Source organism: Streptococcus mitis NCTC 12261 (assembly GCF_000148585.2).
Taxonomy (GTDB): Bacteria; Bacillota; Bacilli; order Lactobacillales; family Streptococcaceae; genus Streptococcus; species Streptococcus mitis.
This window is the reverse complement of sequence record NZ_CP028414.1, coordinates 1,835,799-1,855,717: the sequence shown is the minus strand read 5'-3', so window position 1 is coordinate 1,855,717 and position 19,919 is coordinate 1,835,799. Positions and strand designations below refer to the sequence as shown.

Genomic DNA, 19,919 nt, shown 5'->3' with positions numbered 1-19,919 from the left:
GTAAATAGCAAGGCTGATTTATTTTGATAAATTACGGTTATTTCATTAAAAAAATGCTATAATTGAAGGGACTATATCGAAGGAGAACAAAATGACTAAACCCATTATTTTAACAGGAGACCGTCCAACAGGAAAATTGCATATTGGACATTATGTTGGAAGTCTCAAAAATCGAGTATTATTACAGGAAGAGGATAAGTATGATATGTTTGTGTTCTTGGCTGACCAACAAGCTTTGACAGATCATGCTAAAGACCCTCAAACCATTGTAGAGTCTATCGGAAATGTAGCTTTGGATTACCTTGCAGTTGGATTGGATCCAAGTAAATCAACTATCTTTATTCAAAGCCAAATTCCAGAATTAGCTGAGTTGTCTATGTATTATATGAATTTAGTGTCATTAGCACGTTTGGAGCGCAATCCAACTGTCAAGACAGAAATTGCTCAGAAGGAATTTGGAGAAAGCATTCCGACAGGATTTTTGGTTTATCCAATTGCACAAGCAGCTGACATCACAGCCTTTAAGGCCAACTATGTTCCTGTTGGGACAGATCAGAAACCAATGATTGAGCAGACTCGTGAAATTGTTCGTTCTTTTAACAATGCATATAACTGTGATGTCTTGGTAGAACCGGAAGGTATTTATCCAGAAAATGAGAGAGCAGGGCGTTTGCCTGGTTTAGATGGAAATGCTAAAATGTCTAAATCACTCAATAATGGTATTTATTTAGCTGATGATGCGGATACTTTGCGTAAAAAAGTGATGAGTATGTATACAGATCCAGATCATATCCGCGTTGAGGATCCAGGTAAAATTGAAGGAAATATGGTTTTCCATTATCTAGATGTTTTTGGTCGTCCAGAAGATGCTCAAGAAATTGCTGACATGAAAGAACATTATCAACGAGGTGGTCTTGGTGATGTGAAGACCAAGCGTTATCTACTTGAAATATTAGAGCGTGAACTTGGTCCTATTCGTGAGCGCCGTATCGAATTTGCTAAGGATATGGGAGAAGTTTATAATATGCTTCAAAAAGGTAGTGAAAGAGCGCGTGAAGTAGCAGGTCAAACCCTATCTGAGGTTAAAGGTGCAATGGGACTCAATTACTTTAACTAAGTTTATTTTACAAGAAACTATCATTTCTATCTCAAAGAAAAGATAGTTTTTTATTTACCCCTGTAATATTTGACAAATTTTTATAGAATGGTATGATAGATACAATATAAAAAGAGTCAAGCTCAAAAAGAAAGAAAAGAGGAAACTTCGAATGTCTAATTGGGACACTAAATTTTTGAAAAAAGGTTTTACCTTTGATGATGTATTGCTTATTCCAGCTGAAAGTCATGTGTTGCCTAACGATGCTGATTTAACAACTAAATTGGCAGATAATTTGACTTTAAATATCCCAATTATTACCGCTGCCATGGACACAGTTACAGAGAGTCAAATGGCCATTGCTATTGCTCGTGCAGGTGGTCTCGGAGTTATCCATAAAAACATGTCAATTGCTCAACAAGCAGACGAGGTTCGTAAGGTAAAACGTTCTGAAAATGGAGTTATTATTGATCCGTTCTTCTTGACGCCTGAACATACAATTGCTGAAGCAGATGAGCTTATGGGTCGTTATCGCATCAGTGGTGTTCCAGTTGTTGAAACACTTGAAAATCGTAAATTGGTTGGTATTTTGACAAACCGAGATCTTCGTTTTATTTCAGACTATAACCAACCAATCTCAAATCATATGACCAGTGAAAATCTTGTTACTGCTCCTGTAGGTACAGATCTTGCAACGGCTGAAAGCATTCTTCAAGAACACCGTATTGAAAAACTTCCGTTGGTAGATGAAGAAGGCCGTCTTTCTGGTTTGATTACTATCAAAGATATTGAAAAAGTTATTGAGTTTCCAAATGCTGCTAAAGATGAGTTTGGTCGTCTACTAGTTGCAGGTGCAGTAGGTGTTACTTCAGATACATTTGAACGTGCAGAGGCTCTTTTTGAGGCAGGAGCGGATGCGATTGTTATTGATACTGCACATGGTCATTCTGCAGGTGTCTTGCGTAAAATTGCTGAGATTCGTGCTCACTTCCCAGATCGTACTTTGATTGCTGGAAATATTGCAACAGCTGAGGGTGCACGTGCCCTTTATGAAGCAGGTGTAGACGTTGTCAAGGTTGGGATTGGACCAGGTTCTATCTGTACTACTCGTGTGATTGCTGGTGTTGGTGTTCCGCAAGTAACAGCTATCTACGATGCTGCAGCTGTTGCGCGTGAATATGGTAAAACGATCATTGCCGACGGTGGAATCAAGTATTCTGGAGATATTGTAAAAGCCCTTGCTGCAGGTGGAAATGCAGTTATGCTTGGATCAATGTTTGCTGGAACTGATGAAGCTCCAGGTGAAACTGAAATCTTCCAAGGACGTAAGTTCAAGACTTACCGTGGTATGGGATCAATCGCTGCTATGAAAAAAGGTTCAAGTGATCGTTACTTCCAAGGTTCTGTCAATGAAGCAAACAAACTTGTTCCAGAAGGAATTGAAGGTCGTGTTGCTTATAAAGGAGCGGCAGCTGATATTGTCTTTCAAATGATTGGTGGTATTCGCTCTGGTATGGGTTACTTTGGTGCAGCGAACCTTAAAGAGCTACACGATAATGCTCAATTTATTGAAATGTCTGGTGCTGGTTTGAAAGAAAGCCATCCTCATGATGTACAAATTACTAATGAGGCACCAAATTATTCTATGTAAAAAAACAATGAAAAGAACTCCAGTAAAAACAGGAGTTCTTTTACAATGTTGTCAATTTTCATTTACAGCAACTTTACCATCCTGAATAGTGAAGATACTTAGATTTTCTGGCAAATTTTGAAGATGATCTAAGCTTGTTGTTGTTATAAAGGTTTGGATTGACTGAGAAATCGTTTCTAATAATTTTAACTGTCTAGTGTTGTCAAGTTCACTCATGACATCGTCAAGTAATAATATCGGAGATTCTGTAGTAATACTTTCCATTAATTCGATTTCTGCTAATTTTATCGAGAGGACGAGACTACGATGTTGGCCTTGACTTCCGAAACTAGCATCCATCCCATTTATATAAAAAGAAATGTCATCTCGATGAGGCCCAACACCAGTATTCTTTTTAAATAAATCTCTGGACCTACTTTTTTCTAAAGCAATTTTGAAAGATTCTGATAAGTCTTCTTTTTCAGTTGACTTTACAGAAGATTGATAGGATATTGACAACTCTTCAATCTGATTAGAAAGTTCAAAATGTTTCTTACGACCAAAATGCTCTAGTTTTTTTATAAAATCTAAGCGGTGATTCATTACACGACATCCATAATCGACTAGCTGATCATCTAGTACTGAAAGGAAGGTTTCATCTATTTTTTGAGCTGATTTTAAATAGGTATTTCTTTGCTTAAGAATATGGTTATAATTGGTTAAATCTGATAAATAGATTGGCTTAATTTGCCCAAGCTCCATATCAATAAATTTTCGTCGAACTGAAGGTGCTCCTTTAATTAGTTGTAAATCTTCAGGAGCAAATAAGACAACATTCATGTGTCCTACATAATCTGAAAGGCGTGCCTGTTTTAAATGATTAACTTTTGTCACACGGCCTTTTTGTGTTAGTTCTATTTCTAGGGGAATGGATCCAGTTTTTTTCTGAACTAGACCTGAAAGATGAAGTTGTTCCTCATCAAAATGAATGAGATTTTTATCTGTTCGAGTTCGATGACTACGAGTTAAGGCTAAAAAATAGATAGCCTCTAGTATATTTGTTTTTCCTTGAGCATTGCGTCCTAAAAAGATATTTAATTTAGGATTAAAGTCTATTTTCGTCTCTTTGTAGTTACGAAAAGTTTTGAGAGATAGGTGTTGTAGCCACATGATTATCTACCAGGGAATCGTGGAGCTTGTTTGCTTTTAGGTGATGAAGTAGGTTTCGATTTGTCTCTTTTAAATCCCTTATTCATCTCTTTGACAAGTTTAGCGATCCGTTCTTTTTCAACTTTATCAGCTTGATATTCCTCTTGCTCCTCAGAAGTAGGTTGTGTCAATAAGATGTCAATATTCATGTCAGGTATGTCAATTTTATCACCAATGCGAAGTTTTTTACCACGACGACTCTCTAATTCCCCATTAAAGTAAACAGAATGTTCAGAGAGAAATGATTTGATAGCTCCTCCGCTATGTGTAATTCCAAGTTCTTTGAGTAGTGCTTGGAGGGTAATAAATTCTTCAAATAATTTGTATTCCATAATTCACCTCAATCTTTGGTATTATACCATATTTTCCTAAAAATAGTGAGAGAAACAGGGAGAAATGTAAGCGATTTTTATTTCAAAAGTGTTACAGGGAACAAGAAAATTTCAGGTTTTCGTGATATAATAGAAGTCTGTATATGAGGAGGTAAATCATGGAGTTAGTGCATGGAATTTCAACACATTTTATCCAATCAAAGAAGTTTAAAACGAACAAAATTACCGTGCGTTTTACCTCTCCATTATCTCTTGATACGATTACAGGTCGCATGTTGAGTGCGAGTATGCTAGAAACGTCCAACCAGATGTACCCCACTTCTCAAGCTTTGAGAAGACACTTGGCCAGTCTATATGGTACAGATATGTCAACCAATTGTTTTAGAAGAGGGCAAAGTCATATTGTAGAATTGACATTTACCTATGTTCGTGATGAGTTTTTAAGTAGGAAAAATGTGCTAACTTCTCAGGTTTTGGAACTAGTAAAAGAAACTCTTTTTTCCCCCGTCGTAGTTGATAATGGGTTTGATTCGGCCTTATTTGAAATTGAGAAAAAACAATTGCTAGCAAGTTTAGCAGCTGATATGGATGATTCTTTTTATTTTGCACATAAAGAATTAGATAAATTATTTTTTCATGATGAACGTCTCCAATTGGAATACAGTGATTTACGAAATCGTATTTTAGCTGAAACTCCACAAAGTTCTTATTCTTGTTTCAAAGAATTTTTGGCCAATGATCGAATAGATTTCTTTTTCCTAGGTGATTTTAATGAGGTTGAAATTCAAAATGTATTAGAATCATTTGGCTTTAAAGGTCGAAAAGGAGATGTGAAGGTTCAGTATTGTCAACCTTATTCCAATATCCTTCAGGAAGGTATGGTTCGGAAAAATGTGGGACAATCCATTTTGGAATTAGGTTATCATTGTCCTGTTGAATATGGTGATGAGCAACATTTATCCATGATTGTAATGAATGGTTTACTGGGTGGATTTGCTCACTCTAAACTATTTACAAATGTCCGTGAAAATGCTGGATTGGCTTATACTATTTCAAGTCAGCTTGATTTATTTAGTGGGTTCTTGAGGATGTATGCTGGTATCGATCGAGAAAATCGGAACCAGGCTCGTAAAATGATGAATAATCAACTGCTTGATTTAAAAAAAGGATATTTTACAGAGCTTGAATTAGAGCAGACCAAGGAAATGATTCGTCGATCTTTGTTACTTTCTCAAGATAATCAAGGTTCATTGATTGAACGTGCTTATCAAAATTCTTTACTTGGGAAATCTTCAGCAGACTTTAAAGGTTGGATTGCAAAACTCGAGCAAGTTGACAAAGATGATATTTGTAGAGCAGCTAATAATGTGAAACTACAGGCGATTTACTTTATGGAAGGAATAGAATGACAAAGGTTGTTTTTGAAGAAAAATACTATCCAGCTGTAAAAGAAATGGTTTATCGAACTCGTTTGTCAAATGGATTGACAGTTGCTCTTTTGCCTAAAAAGGAATTTAAAGAGGTTTACGGGAGTGTAACTGTACAATTTGGTTCGGTAGATACGCTTGTCACAGAAGTTGACGGAGATGTAAAAGAATATCCTGGAGGAATTGCTCATTTTCTTGAACATAAATTATTTGAGAGAGAAGATGCTAGCGATTTGATGTCAGCTTTTACGAGTCTAGGTGCGGATAGCAATGCCTTTACAAGCTTTACAAAAACAAACTATCTTTTTTCAGCAACGGATTATCTCTTAGAGAATGTAGATTTACTTGATGAATTGGTGACATCAGCACATTTTACTGAAGATTCCATTTTAAGAGAGCAGGATATTATTCAGCAAGAACGAGAAATGTATCAAGATGATCCAGATTCGTGTTTATTCTTTTCAACTTTAGCGAATTTGTATCCTGGTACACCTTTAGCAACTGATATAGTTGGAAGTGAGGAGTCCATTTCCCAAATTAATCTAACTAATTTGCAAGAAAATTTCACAAGGTTTTACAAACCTGTAAACATGTCTCTGTTTTTAGTTGGCAATTTTGATGTGGATCAAGTACAGGACTATTTTGAAAGAAAAGAACTGGAAGAGTTAGATGTTCAGGAAGTAGCAAGAGAAAAGTTTGTTTTAAAAGATGTAAAGCAAACAGACAGTATGAGAATGGAAGTATCTTCTCCTAAACTAGCGATTGGTGTTAGAGGTAAACAAGATGTTGCTGAGGATGATTGCTATCGACATCATATTTTATTAAAATTATTGTTTGCAATGATGTTTGGTTGGACTTCGGATCGTTTTCAAAAGTTATATGAATCAGGTAAAATTGATGCGTCCTTATCTCTTGAAGTTGAAGTAACAAGTCGCTTTCATTTTGTTATGTTGACAATGGATACAAAAGAGCCAGTTGCTTTATCTCATCAGTTTAAAAAGGCTATTCGTAATTTTACAAAGGATTTAGATATTACAGAGGATCATTTAGATATTATAAAAAGAGAGATGTTTGGAGAATTTTTCAGTAGCATGAACTCTCTTGAATTTATTGCAACGCAATATGATGCTTTTGGACAAGGTGAGACAATCTTTGATTTGCCAAAGATTTTACAGGAAATTACTTTAGAGGATGTCCTTGATGCTGGACACCATTTAATAGATGATGGTGACATAGTTGATTTTACAATATTTCCATCATAGCAACCTATCATAATCGACACTAGAAAGAAGGAATGACAAGTATGAGGAAAAAAACAATTGGTGAGGTTTTACGTTTAGCTAGAACTAACCAAGGGTTGACTTTAGAAGAATTACATAAAAAAACAGAAATTCAGTTGGATATGTTGGAGGCAATGGAAGCTGATGATTTTGATCAACTTCCTAGTCCATTTTATACTCGTTCTTTTTTGAGAAAGTATGCGTGGGCAGTTGAACTTGATGAGCGAATTGTCTTGGATGCTTATGATTCTGGGAGCATGATTACTTATGAGGAAGTAGATGTTGATGAAGACGAGTTGACAGGTAGGAGACGTTCAAGTAAGAAAAATAAGGCATCATTTTTACCTTTATTTTATTTTATACTTTTTGCACTATCGATTGTCATTTTTGTGACTTATTATGTTTGGAATTATCTCCAGACTCAACCGGAGCGTTCGTCTGCGTCTAGTTATAGTGTAGTCCAAGCAATAAGTTCGACTAGTTCTGTAACTCCATCTTCAAGCAGTAGCTCATCTAGTAGTTCTTCAAATATAGAACCTGCTATAAGTGTATCAGGTGAAGGAAATCGAGTAGAAGTTGCTTATAAAACGAGCAAGGAAACTGCAAAATTGCAATTATCAGTGTCAGATGCTAGAAGTTGGGTTAGTGTTTCAGAAAGTGATCTTGAGGGTGGTGTGACTTTATCATCGGATAATAAAAGTGCGGAAACAAGCGTTTCAACTAAAAATCCTGTGACAATTACTTTAGGTGTTGTCAAAGGTGTTGCCTTAACAGTAGACAATCAGACTGTTGATTTATCGAAATTAACAGCTCAGACTGGAAAAATCGCTGTAACCTTTACTAAAAATTAAGGAAAAACGAATGAAAAAAGAACAAATTCCAAATATCTTAACAATAGGTCGAATTCTCTTTATACCTATTTTTATCTTTATTTTAACAGTAGGAAATTCGATAGAGAGTCATATGGTAGCAGCTATTATCTTTACTATTGCCAGTATTACAGACTATTTAGATGGATATTTAGCTCGTAAATGGAATGTGGTTAGTAATTTTGGTAAATTTGCAGATCCTATGGCGGATAAGCTACTAGTTATGTCGGCTTTTATTATGCTGATTGAGTTAGGAATGGCTCCAGCTTGGATTGTTGCAGTGATTATCTGTCGTGAGTTGGCTGTGACAGGTTTAAGACTTTTATTAGTTGAAACTGGTGGAACAGTTTTAGCAGCAGCAATGCCTGGAAAAATTAAAACTTTTAGTCAGATGTTTGCCATTATTTTCTTGCTATTACATTGGACTTTGCTTGGTCAAGTTCTACTTTATGTAGCCTTGTTTTTCACTATCTACTCTGGCTATGATTATTTCAAGGGTAGTGCCTATGTATTTAAAGGGACATTTGGTTCGAAATGAAATCAGTAATTGATGTAAAAAATCTTTCTTTTCGCTATAAGGAAAGTCAGGAATATTACGATGTGAAGGATATTACGTTTCACGTGAAACGTGGAGAATGGCTTTCGATTGTAGGGCATAATGGTAGTGGTAAATCAACGACGGTTCGCTTAATTGATGGCTTACTGGAAGCAGAATCCGGAGAGATTGTAATTGATGGCCAACGGCTGACTGAGGAAAATGTTTGGAATATACGTCGTCAAATCGGTATGGTTTTTCAAAATCCAGACAATCAATTTGTTGGAGCGACTGTTGAAGATGATGTTGCCTTTGGTTTGGAAAATCAGGGACTTTCTCGTCAAGAAATGAAAAAGAGAGTGGAAGAAGCTCTGGATTTGGTTGGCATGTTGGACTTTAAAAAGAGAGAGCCAGCGCGTCTATCAGGTGGCCAAAAGCAACGTGTGGCTATTGCAGGTGTTGTAGCCCTAAGACCAGCTATTTTAATCTTAGATGAAGCAACGAGTATGTTGGATCCTGAGGGACGTAGAGAACTGATTGAGACAGTAAAAGGAATTCGGAAAGACTATGATATGACGGTCATTTCCATTACACATGATTTGGAAGAAGTTGCCATGAGTGATCGTGTGTTGATCATGAAAAAAGGGTCAATTGAATCAACTAGTAGTCCAAGGGAGCTTTTCTCTCGAAATGATTTGGATCAAATTGGATTAGACGATCCTTTTGCTAATCAATTAAAACATTCTTTGAGCCAGAATGGCTATGATTTGCCTGAAAATTATTTGACAGAAAGTGAGCTAGAAGATAAGCTATGGGAATTGCTCTAGAAAATGTGAGTTTTACGTATCAAGAAGGGACTCCCTTAGCGTCAACAGCTTTGTCAGATGTTTCTTTGACGATTGAAGATGGTTCTTATACGGCCTTAATTGGCCACACAGGTAGTGGTAAATCAACTATTTTACAACTATTAGATGGTTTATTGGTGCCAAGCCAAGGGAGTGTGCGGGTTTTTGATACCTTAATCACCTCGACTTCTAAAAATAAAGATATTCGTCAAATTAGAAAACAGGTTGGCTTGGTATTTCAGTTTGCTGAAAATCAGATTTTTGAAGAAACGGTTTTGAAGGATGTTGCTTTTGGACCGCAAAATTTTGGAGTTTCTGAAGAAGATGCGGAGCAGATTGCGCGTGAGAAACTGGCTCTGGTTGGAATTGATGAATCACTTTTTGATCGTAGTCCGTTTGAGCTATCAGGTGGACAAATGAGACGTGTCGCCATTGCAGGCATACTTGCCATGGAACCAGCTATATTAGTCTTAGATGAACCCACAGCAGGCCTAGATCCCCTGGGAAGAAAAGAGCTGATGAATTTGTTCAAAAAACTCCACCAGTCAGGGATGACCATTGTCTTGGTAACGCATTTGATGGATGATGTTGCTGAATATGCGAACCAGGTATATGTGATGGAAAAGGGACGTTTAGTTAAGTTTGGTAAACCTAGTGATGTCTTTCAAGATGTTGTTTTTATGGAAGAAGTTCAGTTGGGAGTACCTAAAATTACAGCTTTTTGTAAACGATTGGCTGATAGAGGCGTGTCATTTAAACGATTACCGATTAAGATAGAGGAGTTCAAGGAGTCGCTAAATGGATAGTATGATTTTGGGGCGTTATATCCCAGGGGATTCGATAGTTCACCGATTGGATCCACGCAGCAAATTACTGGCTATGATGCTACTGATTTTGATCGTTTTTTGGGCTAATAATCCCTTGACGAATCTGATTCTTTTTATAGCGACAGGGATCTTTATTGCCTTGTCAGGAGTATCTCTTTCATTTTTTATTCAGGGCTTGAAGTCTATGTTTTTCTTGATTGCCTTCACAACTATTTTTCAACTGTTTTTCATTTCTAATGGGAATGTTTTATTTGAGTTTTCGTTTGTGAGAATCACGGATTATGCTTTGCAACAAGCTGGAATTATCTTTTGTCGCTTTGTATTGATTATTTTCTTTTCTACTTTGTTAACCTTAACGACCATGCCCTTAAGTTTGGCATCAGCTGTCGAAGCTCTATTAGCACCTTTAAAGAGTATGAAAGTTCCAGTTCATGAAATTGGATTGATGCTGTCTATGAGTTTGCGTTTTGTCCCAACCTTGATGGATGATACGACGCGGATTATGAATGCACAGAAAGCGCGTGGAGTGGATTTTGGAGAAGGAAGTATTGTTCAAAAGGTGAAGGCTATGATTCCCATTTTGATTCCTCTTTTTGCGACAAGTTTAAAACGTGCGGATTCCTTGGCTATCGCAATGGAAGCGCGTGGTTATCAGGGTGGAAAAGGCAGAAGTCAATATCGACAATTGAAATGGACTCGAAAGGATACGCTGACCATTCTTGTTATTATCATACTTGGTTGTTGCTTATTTTTCTTAAAATCTTAGTAGCTTTCAGGAATTGATAAAAAGTTACTGTAACAGTTTTTGATATAAAGGTAGGGATATGAACCGTTTTAAAAAATCAAAATATGTCATTATTGTTTTTGTCACTGTTCTGCTTGTGTCAGCTCTCTTAGCGACGACTTATTCAAGTACAATTGTGACAAGATTAGGAGATGGAATCTCAGTGGTTGATAGGGTTGTGCAAAAACCTTTTCAGTGGTTTGATTCTGTCAAATCAGATTTGGCTCATTTGACACGCACTTATAATGAAAATGAAAGTTTGAAGAAACAGATTTACCAATTAGAAGTTAAATCAAATGAGGCGGAAAGTTTAAAGATGGAAAATGAACAACTGCGCCAATTGCTTGATATGAAGTCCAAATTGCAAGCTACAAAGACTTTGGCAGCAGATGTTATTATGCGATCTCCGGTATCTTGGAAGCAGGAGTTGACCTTAGATGCAGGCAAATCAAAAGGGGCTTCTGAGAATATGTTAGCAATTGCAAATGGTGGCTTGATTGGGAGTGTCTCAAAAGTAGAGGAGAACTCTACCATGGTCAACCTTCTGACAAATACGGAAAATGCTGATAAGATTTCTGTTAAAATTCAACATGGTTCTACTACAATTTATGGAATTATTGTTGGCTATGACAAGGAAAATGAAGTTCTAAAAATTAGTCAATTAAATAGTAGTAGCGATATTAGTGCAGGAGATAAGGTGACCACTGGTGGATTAGGAAACTTTAACGTTGCTGATATTCCTGTTGGTGAAGTGGTTGCCACAACGCATAGTACGGACTACTTGACACGAGAAGTAACTGTTAAATTAAGTGCAGATACTCATAATGTGGATGTGATAGAATTAGTGGGGAATTCATAATGAGACAGTTGAAGCGGGTTGGAGTGTTTTTATTGCTTCCTTTCTTTGTTCTAATTGACGCCCATATTAGCCAGCTTCTGGGCTCATTTTTCCCCCATGTACATTTGGCTAGTCATTTTCTGTTTTTATTTCTCTTATTTGAGACGATAGAAGTATCAGAGTATCTCTATTTAGCTTATTGTTTTGTAGTGGGTTTGGTTTATGACATTTACTTTTTCCACTTGATAGGGATTGCGACTTTGTTGTTCGTCTTGTTGGGAGTATTTCTCCATAAATTTAATAGTGTTATTTTATTGAATCGTTGGACGAGAATGTTGGCAATTATTGTCATGACTTTTCTATTTGAGATGGGAGCTTATATACTTGCATTAGTGGTAGGTTTAACTGTGGATAGTATGTCTTTATTTATAGTCTATAGTTTAGTACCATCAATGATTTTGAACCTTATATGGATGATTATCTTTCAGTTTATTTTTGAAAAATTTTACCTATAAGAAAGAAATAAAAATGTAACAAAGGCGTAATATTCATTAAGCCTTTTTTTGGTATACTAGTAATGTCTTTAAAAGAAGGAGTATCTACGTAATATGAAGAAAAAAATCTTAGCGTCACTTTTATTAAGTACAGTAATGGTTTCTCAAGTAGCTGTTTTAACAACTGCGCATGCAGAAACTACTGATGACAAAATTGCTGCTCAAGATAATAAAATCAGTAACTTAACAGCACAACAACAAGAAGCCCAAAAACAAGTTGATCAAGTTCAGGAGCAAGTGTCTGCTATTCAAACAGAGCAATCAAACTTGCAATCTGAAAATGATAGACTACAAGCAGAATCTAAAAAGCTTGAGGGTGAAATTACAGAACTTTCTAAGAATATTGTATCTCGCAATGATTCATTGCAAAAACAAGCTCGTAGTGCTCAAACAAATGGAGCTGCAACAAATTACATCAATACAATTGTAAACTCAAAATCAATTACAGAAGCTATTTCACGTGTTGCTGCAATGAGTGAAATCGTATCTGCAAACAACAAGATGTTGGAACAACAAAAAGCAGATAAAAAAGCTATTTCTGAAAAACAAGTAGCAAACAATGATGCAATTAATACAGTTATTGCAAATCAGCAAAAACTAGCTGATGATGCTCAATCATTAACTACAAAACAAGCTGAGTTGAAAGCTGCAGAATTGAATCTTGCTGCTGAAAAGGCTACTGCAGAGGATGAAAAAGCAAGTTTACTTGAGAAAAAAGCTGCAGCAGAAGCAGAAGCTAAAGCTGCAGCAGAAGCAGAAGCAGCTTATAAAGCTAAACAAGCAAGTCAACAACAAACAGTAGTTGCTTCTGGAAATACAACTTTTACAGCACAAGTTCAAGCACTATCTACTATTTCTTCATCAAGTTCATCTGAGTCAAGTTCGTCTGAATCATCTTCAAGCAGTGCTTCAACAGAATCAACAAGCTACACTCCTGCTCCAGTGACACATCGTCCAACATATAGTACAAATGCTTCAAGTTATCCAACTGGTGAGTGTACATGGGGAGCTAAAACATTGGCGCCTTGGGCTGGAGATTACTGGGGTAATGGAGCACAGTGGGCTACAAGTGCAGCTGCAGCAGGATTCCGTACAGGATCTACACCTCAAGTTGGTGCCATTGCATGTTGGAATGATGGTGGATATGGACACGTAGCCGTGGTTACAGCTGTTTCATCATCAACAAGTATCCAAGTATCTGAATCAAACTATGGTGGAAACCGTACAATCGGAAATAAACGTGGATGGTTCAATCCTACTACGACTTCAGAAGGTTTTGTAACATATATCTATCCAAACTAATGAATAAAACGAAGAGGCTCGATTTGAGTCTCTTTTATGATTCATATAGTTACCTTACTTTAAAAATCTGCTAAAATCACTTGAAAATATTGAAAAAGTATGGTAAAATGAAACTTGTCGTGTGAACGATAATACTCATTCTTGATGAATTGTGAAACAGTTGCCTTTGGGTCGTTTTGCGAGTTGAAGTCAAGAAGAGGAAAAAAACAAAAAGGAGAAATACTCATGGCAGTAATTTCAATGAAACAACTTCTTGAGGCTGGTGTACACTTTGGTCACCAAACTCGTCGCTGGAACCCTAAGATGGCTAAGTACATCTTCACTGAGCGTAACGGAATCCACGTTATCGACTTGCAACAAACTGTAAAATACGCTGACCAAGCTTACGATTTCATGCGTGATGCAGCAGCTAACGATGCAGTTGTATTGTTTGTTGGTACTAAGAAACAAGCAGCTGATGCAGTTGCTGAAGAAGCAGTACGTTCAGGTCAATACTTCATCAACCACCGTTGGTTGGGTGGAACTCTTACAAACTGGGGAACAATCCAAAAACGTATCGCTCGTTTGAAAGAAATCAAACGTATGGAAGAAGATGGAACTTTCGAAGTTCTTCCTAAGAAAGAAGTTGCACTTCTTAACAAACAACGTGCACGTCTTGAAAAATTCTTGGGTGGTATCGAAGATATGCCTCGTATCCCAGATGTGATGTACGTAGTTGACCCACACAAAGAGCAAATCGCTGTTAAAGAAGCTAAAAAATTGGGAATCCCAGTTGTAGCGATGGTTGACACAAATACTGATCCAGATGATATCGATGTAATCATCCCAGCTAACGATGATGCTATCCGCGCTGTTAAATTGATCACAGCTAAATTGGCTGACGCTATCATCGAAGGACGTCAAGGTGAAGATGCAGCAGCAGTTGAAGCAGAATTTGCAGCTTCAGAAGCTCAAGCAGATTCAATCGAAGAAATCGTTGAAGTTGTAGAAGGCGACAACGCTTAATTCATATAAATAGTAATTACCTAGGAGGGCGGGGCTTAGCCCGGCTCTCCTATTTTTAAAAAATATAGGAGAATCAAAATGGCAGAAATTACAGCTAAACTTGTAAAAGAGTTGCGTGAAAAATCTGGTGCCGGAGTTATGGACGCTAAAAAAGCGCTTGTAGAAACAGACGGTGACATCGAAAAAGCGATTGAATTGCTTCGTGAAAAAGGTATGGCTAAGGCAGCTAAGAAGGCTGACCGTGTTGCTGCAGAAGGTTTGACTGGTGTTTATGTTAACGGTAATGTTGCAGCAGTTATTGAAGTAAACGCTGAAACTGACTTCGTTGCGAAAAACGCTCAATTCGTTGAATTGGTAAATACTACAGCTAAAGTTATTGCTGAAGGAAAACCTGTTAATAATGAAGAAGCACTTGCTTTGACAATGCCTTCAGGTGAAACTCTTGAAGCTGCATACGTATCTGCAACAGCAACTATCGGAGAAAAAATCTCATTCCGTCGCTTCGCATTGATTGAAAAAACAGACGCACAACACTTTGGAGCTTACCAACATAACGGTGGACGTATAGGTGTTATTTCAGTTGTTGAAGGTGGAGACGAAGCACTTGCTAAACAATTGTCAATGCACATCGCAGCGATGAAACCAACAGTTCTTTCTTACAAAGAATTGGATGAGCAATTCGTTAAAGATGAGTTGGCGCAATTGAACCACGTAATCGACCAAGACAATGAAAGCCGTGCAATGGTTAACAAACCAGCTCTTCCACACTTGAAGTATGGATCAAAATCTCAATTGACTGATGAAGTGATTGCTCAAGCTGAAGCTGACATCAAAGCTGAGTTGGCTGCAGAAGGTAAACCAGAAAAAATCTGGGACAAAATCATCCCAGGTAAAATGGATCGCTTCATGCTTGACAACACTAAAGTTGACCAAGCTTACACACTTCTTGCACAAGTATACATCATGGATGACAGCAAGACAGTTGAAGCATACCTTGAATCAGTTAACGCTTCAGTAGTTGAGTTCGCTCGCTTTGAAGTTGGTGAAGGTATCGAGAAAGCTGCAAACGACTTTGAAGCTGAAGTTGCAGCTACAATGGCAGCAGCCTTGAATAACTAATAATAAAAAGGAAGCCAAATTGCTTCCTTTTTTCTATGCAGTCGATTTTTATAGGGAGATGTTCCTATTTTTAAGGTATAAATAAAAAGCCCTATAATAAGGGCTAAGTGTATTTAGGAGACTACACTTCAAATTCATAGAGTGCTGTAGAGAGATAACGTTCACCGTTATCTGGTGCTAGAGCAAGAACTTTTTTACCTGTACCTAATTTCTTGGCAACCTCGATGGCTCCGTAGATAGCTGCAGCTGAAGAAATACCAACAAGGAATCCTTCTTTTCCACCAATCTCACGGCCGAGTGCTAGTGCATCGTCTGATGTTACACGAACAATACCATCATAGGCATTTGTATCAAGTGTATCAGGAATAAATCCAGCTGAGATACCTTGAATTTTGTGTGGTCCAGGTTTTTCACCAGATAGAATAGCAGATTCGTCTGCCTCTACTGCAAAAACTTGAATGTTAGAATTTGCTGATTTGAGTGCATGAGAAACACCAGAAATCGTTCCACCGGTACCCACTCCAGCAACAAAGGCATCTAGTCCATCTTTACCGAAAGCAGCTAGTATTTCAGCTCCTGTTGTTCTTTCGTGTACTTCTGGATTAGCTGGATTGTCAAATTGAAGAGGAAGGAAACCATCACGTTCAGCAGCGATTTCTTGAGCTTTAGCAATAGCGCCTTTCATTCCCTCACTACCAGGAGTTAGGACGAGTTCAGCACCATAAGCTTGGATAATCTTACGTCGTTCTACACTCATAGTTTCAGGCATAACGATGACGACTTTATACCCTTTAGCAGCACCTACCCATGAAAGTCCAATACCAGTGTTTCCACTTGTTGCTTCAACAATTGTAGAACCTGGTTTCAGAATACCGTCTTGTTCAGCTTTTTCAATCATGCTAAGAGCAATACGATCTTTTACAGAAGAACCAGGGTTGAATGCTTCAAGCTTTACATAGACGTCCGCAGCCCCTTCTGGCACGATGTTGTTGAGTTTAACAATCGGAGTTTGACCGATTAATTCAGTAATGTTGTTATAAATAGACATATGAATACCTCTTTGTATAAGATATTTCTAGTATAACGCTATCTATACCATTTGTAAAATATAGAAATCCTATCGAAGTGATAGGATTTTTTTATATCACAGGTCTAAGCCGTTAATTTTCAAGCGATTGTGATAAGCTAATTCTAATAAATAGGTGTAAAGTGGAATGATATCCGTTTTCTTAGGGAATTCAAATTTATGAGCATTAAAATGCTCATTGTGTGCTTTTAGAAAGACATTTTCTAAATAAGTAATAGTAATTTCACTATCATCTATACCTGCTCCTGCAGTTTCCATTTCAACGTTAACAATGTTCATCAAAAAGATTGATTTAATAGACATCTTACGACCAGTAGCGCCTTGTTTATCTGTAAAGATAATACGGATATTTGTAAATATAATTGAATCACGAATCAGTTTATATCCACTTTGAATTTCTTCATTTTCTAGTAGATATTGTCCATATTCTTTGATAAGAGTTTCTTTGTTTTGCTCGCTAAAGTTACCAGCGAGTCCTTGAATGAATTTACCAAATGCCATATTTTTCTCCTTTGTTTACACTAAGTTTACAGGAACTTCAACTTCTCGTAAACCTTGATCAGTTAAAGTGACTTTTCCATTAAAAAACTCTACAAGTGCAGCTTTAATAGTTTCTTTTTCTTCTTTATCAACATAAATCATCGTATCGACTTGATCTGTAAAGTTTGTATCCAGTTCCATGAGATTATATTCCTTAAGGAAGTTACTGTACTCTTGGTACTGAGCGTAAGACATTTGAATAGCAATGCCAGCCTGTTCCTTTATTTCAATGATGCCAATTTCTTTGACAGCTAAGGCAACACTGCCAGCGTAAGCACGAATCAATCCTCCAGCGCCTAGTTTAATGCCACCAAAGTAGCGTGTCACTACCACACAGACATTAGTAAGATTGTGATTTTCTAGTACCCCAAGCATGGGAACGCCAGCAGTCCCACTGGGCTCACCATCATCACTTGTCCGTTTGATTCCACTACGTTCCCCAATAATGAAGGCAGAGCAGTTATGAGTAGCTTTGTAGTGCTCTTTCTTGATGGCAGTAATGAAGTCACGAGCCTCTTCTTCGCTATAAACACGCTTGGCATGACAGATAAAGCGGGATTTTTTGATTTCTTCTTGGACTTGTCCGTCCTCTTTAATTGTTCTAAATTCCATGATTTAATTGTACTAAAAAATCATTTAAAGCGCTAGGTTTTTACGAATAAAGAAGTATGAAAGTAAATCCAAATTATCTCGGTCGCTTGTTTACTGAGAATGAATTAACAGAAGAGGAACGTCAGTTGGCGGAGAAACTTCCAGCAATGAGAAAGGAGAAAGGGAAACTTTTCTGTCAACGTTGTAATAGTACTATTCTAGAAGAATGGTATTTGCCCATCGGTACTTACTATTGTAGGGAGTGTTTACTGATGAAGCGAGTCAGGAGTGATCAATCTTTATACTATTTCCCACAGGAGGATTTTCCGAAGCAAGATGTTCTTAAATGGCGTGGTCAATTAACCCCTTTTCAAGATAAGGTATCACAGGGACTGCTTCAAGCGGTAGACAAGCAAGAGCCAAGCTTGGTTCACGCTGTAACAGGAGCTGGAAAGACAGAAATGATTTATCAAGTAGTAGCTAAAGTGATCAATGCGGGTGGTGCAGTGTGTTTGGCCAGTCCTCGCATAGACGTTTGTTTGGAGCTGTATAAGCGCCTGCAAAAGGATTTTGCTTGTGAGATAGCCCTCCTACATGGAGAATCAGAGCCGTATTTTCGAACACCACTAGTTGTTGCGACGACCCATCAGTTATTGAAGTTTTATCAAGCTTTTGATTTACTGATAGTGGATGAAGTAGATGCCTTTCCTTATGTTGACAATCCTATGCTTTACCATGCTGTCAAGAATAGTGTAAAGGAGAATGGCTTGAGAATCTTTTTAACAGCAACTTCTACCGATGAGTTAGATAGGAAGGTTCGCATCGGAGAATTAAAACGATTGAGTTTGCCAAGACGATTTCATGGAAATCCTTTGATTATTCCTAAACCTGTCTGGTTATCCGATTTTAATCACTGTTTAGAGAAAAGTCGGTTGTCACCAAAGCTAAAGTCTTATATTGAGAAGCAGAGAAAGACAGGTTATCCGTTACTCATTTTTGCTTCAGAGATTAAGAAAGGGGAACAGTTAAAAGAAATCATACAGGAGCAATTTCCAAATGAGAAAATTGGCTTTGTATCTTCTATCACAGAAAATCGATTAGAGCAGGTACAAGCTTTTCGAGATAGAGAACTGACAATACTTATCAGTACGACGATATTGGAGCGTGGAGTTACCTTCCCTTGTGTTGACGTTTTCGTAGTAGAGGCCAATCATCGTCTGTTTACCAAGTCTAGTTTAATACAGATTGGAGGACGTGTCGGTCGGAGTATGGACAGACCGACAGGAGATTTGCTTTTCTTCCATGACGGGTTAAATACTTCAATCAAAAAGGCAATTAAGGAAATTCAACAGATGAATAAGGAGGCGGGTCTATGAAGTGTTTATTATGTGGGCAGACTATGAAGGCTGTTTTAACTTTCAGTAGTCTTTTACTTCTGAAGAATGATGCCTCCTGTCTTTGTTTAGATTGTGATTCTACTTTTGAGAGGATTGGAGAAGAGAACTGCCCAAACTGTATGAAAACAGATTTGTCAATGAAGTGTCAAGACTGTCAACTTTGGTGTAAAGAAGGAGTTGAGGTCAGTCATAGAGCGATTTTTATTTACAATCAAGCTATGAAGGATTTTTTCAGTCGGTATAAGTTTGATGGAGACTTCCTTTTAAGAAAAGTTTTTGCTTCAGTTTTAAGTGAGGAGTTAAAAAAGTACAAAGAGTATCAATTTGTTGTAATTCCCCTAAGTCCTGAAAGATTGCTCGAGAGGGGATTTAACCAGGTTGAAGGTTTAGTTGAAGCAGCAGGGTTTGCGTATCTGGATTTATTAGAAAAGAGAGAAGAGCGAGCTAGTTCTTCTAAAAGTCGCTCAGAGCGTTTGGAGACAGAATTTCCTTTCTTTATTAAAAGTGGAGTCACTATTCCTAAAAAAATCCTACTTATAGATGATATTTACACTACTGGAACAACTATAAATCGTGTGAAGAAGCTGTTGGAAGAAGCGGGTGCTGAGGATGTAAAAACATTTTCCCTTGTAAGATGAGGAAAAAATTTGCA

General features: G+C 37.4%; 21 protein-coding genes. 16 read left to right on the top strand and 5 right to left on the bottom strand.

The window, feature by feature from the left end; all coding sequences use genetic code 11:
* Positions 1-91: 91 nt before the first annotated feature.
* Both trpS and guaB read left to right on the top strand, forming a co-directional pair.
* Positions 92-1,117 carry a tryptophan--tRNA ligase gene (trpS, locus tag SM12261_RS09335; RefSeq protein ID WP_000165449.1) on the top strand — a complete coding sequence of 342 codons (1,026 nt, stop codon included), beginning with the start codon at positions 92-94 and terminating at the stop codon, positions 1,115-1,117.
* 151 nt (positions 1,118-1,268) lie between these two features.
* Positions 1,269-2,747, top strand: a complete 1,479-nt coding sequence (gene guaB / locus SM12261_RS09330; RefSeq protein WP_000073419.1) for an IMP dehydrogenase — start codon at positions 1,269-1,271, stop codon at positions 2,745-2,747.
* 51 nt (positions 2,748-2,798) lie between these two features.
* Here guaB and recF read toward each other — a convergent pair whose 3' ends face one another.
* On the bottom strand, positions 2,799-3,896 hold the full coding sequence (gene recF / locus SM12261_RS09325) for a DNA replication/repair protein RecF (protein ID WP_000266646.1): 1,098 nt from the start codon (positions 3,894-3,896) through the stop codon (positions 2,799-2,801).
* 2 nt (positions 3,897-3,898) lie between these two features.
* The gene (gene yaaA, locus SM12261_RS09320; protein WP_000455896.1) at positions 3,899-4,267 is read right to left on the bottom strand and encodes a S4 domain-containing protein YaaA; all 369 of its coding nucleotides are present in this window, start codon (positions 4,265-4,267) and stop codon (positions 3,899-3,901) included.
* Positions 4,268-4,425: 158 nt separating this feature from the next.
* Here yaaA and yfmF point away from each other — a divergent pair, with 158 nt between their 5' ends.
* The 12 genes from yfmF to tsf all read left to right on the top strand — a co-directional run bounded on the left by yfmF (position 4,426) and on the right by tsf (position 15,652).
* Positions 4,426-5,676 carry an EF-P 5-aminopentanol modification-associated protein YfmF gene (gene yfmF, locus SM12261_RS09315; protein ID WP_000424291.1) on the top strand — a complete coding sequence of 417 codons (1,251 nt, stop codon included), beginning with the start codon at positions 4,426-4,428 and terminating at the stop codon, positions 5,674-5,676.
* Positions 5,673-6,956, top strand: a complete 1,284-nt coding sequence (gene yfmH, locus SM12261_RS09310; protein WP_000170225.1) for an EF-P 5-aminopentanol modification-associated protein YfmH — start codon at positions 5,673-5,675, stop codon at positions 6,954-6,956. The genes yfmF and yfmH overlap by 4 nt, the downstream gene beginning before the upstream one ends.
* A gap of 41 nt (positions 6,957-6,997) precedes the next feature.
* A complete protein-coding gene (rodZ, locus tag SM12261_RS09305; RefSeq protein ID WP_001227984.1) occupies positions 6,998-7,825 on the top strand; it encodes a cytoskeleton protein RodZ in 828 nt (275 codons plus the stop codon).
* A gap of 10 nt (positions 7,826-7,835) precedes the next feature.
* Positions 7,836-8,381: a CDP-diacylglycerol--glycerol-3-phosphate 3-phosphatidyltransferase gene (pgsA, locus tag SM12261_RS09300; RefSeq protein ID WP_000712123.1), complete on the top strand. Its 546-nt coding sequence runs from the start codon at positions 7,836-7,838 to the stop codon at positions 8,379-8,381.
* Positions 8,378-9,205, top strand: coding sequence for an energy-coupling factor ABC transporter ATP-binding protein (locus tag SM12261_RS09295; RefSeq protein WP_000843636.1), 828 nt, complete (start codon positions 8,378-8,380; stop codon positions 9,203-9,205). Before pgsA ends, SM12261_RS09295 begins: the two co-directional genes overlap by 4 nt.
* On the top strand, positions 9,190-10,029 hold the full coding sequence (locus tag SM12261_RS09290; RefSeq protein WP_000510419.1) for an energy-coupling factor transporter ATPase: 840 nt from the start codon (positions 9,190-9,192) through the stop codon (positions 10,027-10,029). The genes SM12261_RS09295 and SM12261_RS09290 overlap by 16 nt, the downstream gene beginning before the upstream one ends.
* On the top strand, positions 10,022-10,816 hold the full coding sequence (locus SM12261_RS09285; protein ID WP_000377896.1) for an energy-coupling factor transporter transmembrane component T family protein: 795 nt from the start codon (positions 10,022-10,024) through the stop codon (positions 10,814-10,816). The genes SM12261_RS09290 and SM12261_RS09285 overlap by 8 nt, the downstream gene beginning before the upstream one ends.
* A gap of 58 nt (positions 10,817-10,874) precedes the next feature.
* Positions 10,875-11,693, top strand: coding sequence for a rod shape-determining protein MreC (mreC, locus tag SM12261_RS09280; protein WP_001078994.1), 819 nt, complete (start codon positions 10,875-10,877; stop codon positions 11,691-11,693).
* Positions 11,693-12,187 carry a rod shape-determining protein MreD gene (gene mreD / locus SM12261_RS09275; protein WP_001249446.1) on the top strand — a complete coding sequence of 165 codons (495 nt, stop codon included), beginning with the start codon at positions 11,693-11,695 and terminating at the stop codon, positions 12,185-12,187. The genes mreC and mreD overlap by 1 nt, the downstream gene beginning before the upstream one ends.
* A gap of 93 nt (positions 12,188-12,280) precedes the next feature.
* Positions 12,281-13,528, top strand: a complete 1,248-nt coding sequence (gene pcsB / locus SM12261_RS09270; protein ID WP_000727023.1) for a peptidoglycan hydrolase PcsB — start codon at positions 12,281-12,283, stop codon at positions 13,526-13,528.
* Positions 13,529-13,753: 225 nt separating this feature from the next.
* Complete coding sequence (gene rpsB / locus SM12261_RS09265; protein WP_000268459.1) at positions 13,754-14,533, top strand: 30S ribosomal protein S2; 780 nt, start codon at positions 13,754-13,756, stop codon at positions 14,531-14,533.
* 78 nt (positions 14,534-14,611) lie between these two features.
* Positions 14,612-15,652, top strand: a complete 1,041-nt coding sequence (gene tsf, locus SM12261_RS09260; RefSeq protein WP_000808076.1) for a translation elongation factor Ts — start codon at positions 14,612-14,614, stop codon at positions 15,650-15,652.
* A 121-nt stretch (positions 15,653-15,773) separates the two neighbouring features.
* On the opposite strand, the gene cysK is transcribed toward tsf, so the two are convergent.
* The 3 genes from cysK to SM12261_RS09245 form a co-directional block, all read right to left on the bottom strand.
* Positions 15,774-16,700: a cysteine synthase A gene (cysK, locus tag SM12261_RS09255; protein ID WP_000029880.1), complete on the bottom strand. Its 927-nt coding sequence runs from the start codon at positions 16,698-16,700 to the stop codon at positions 15,774-15,776.
* Positions 16,701-16,796: 96 nt separating this feature from the next.
* Positions 16,797-17,240 carry a PH domain-containing protein gene (locus SM12261_RS09250; RefSeq protein ID WP_000863906.1) on the bottom strand — a complete coding sequence of 148 codons (444 nt, stop codon included), beginning with the start codon at positions 17,238-17,240 and terminating at the stop codon, positions 16,797-16,799.
* A gap of 15 nt (positions 17,241-17,255) precedes the next feature.
* Positions 17,256-17,891, bottom strand: a complete 636-nt coding sequence (locus tag SM12261_RS09245) for a YigZ family protein (RefSeq protein ID WP_000395748.1) — start codon at positions 17,889-17,891, stop codon at positions 17,256-17,258.
* A gap of 56 nt (positions 17,892-17,947) precedes the next feature.
* Here SM12261_RS09245 and SM12261_RS09240 point away from each other — a divergent pair, with 56 nt between their 5' ends.
* Positions 17,948-19,246 (top strand): ATP-dependent helicase ComFA, encoded by a 1,299-nt coding sequence (locus SM12261_RS09240; protein WP_000867722.1) that lies wholly within the window; start codon positions 17,948-17,950, stop codon positions 19,244-19,246.
* Entirely contained in the window at positions 19,243-19,905 is a 663-nt protein-coding gene (locus tag SM12261_RS09235) for a ComF family protein (protein ID WP_000649953.1), read from the top strand. The genes SM12261_RS09240 and SM12261_RS09235 overlap by 4 nt, the downstream gene beginning before the upstream one ends.
* Positions 19,906-19,919 lie beyond the last annotated feature (14 nt).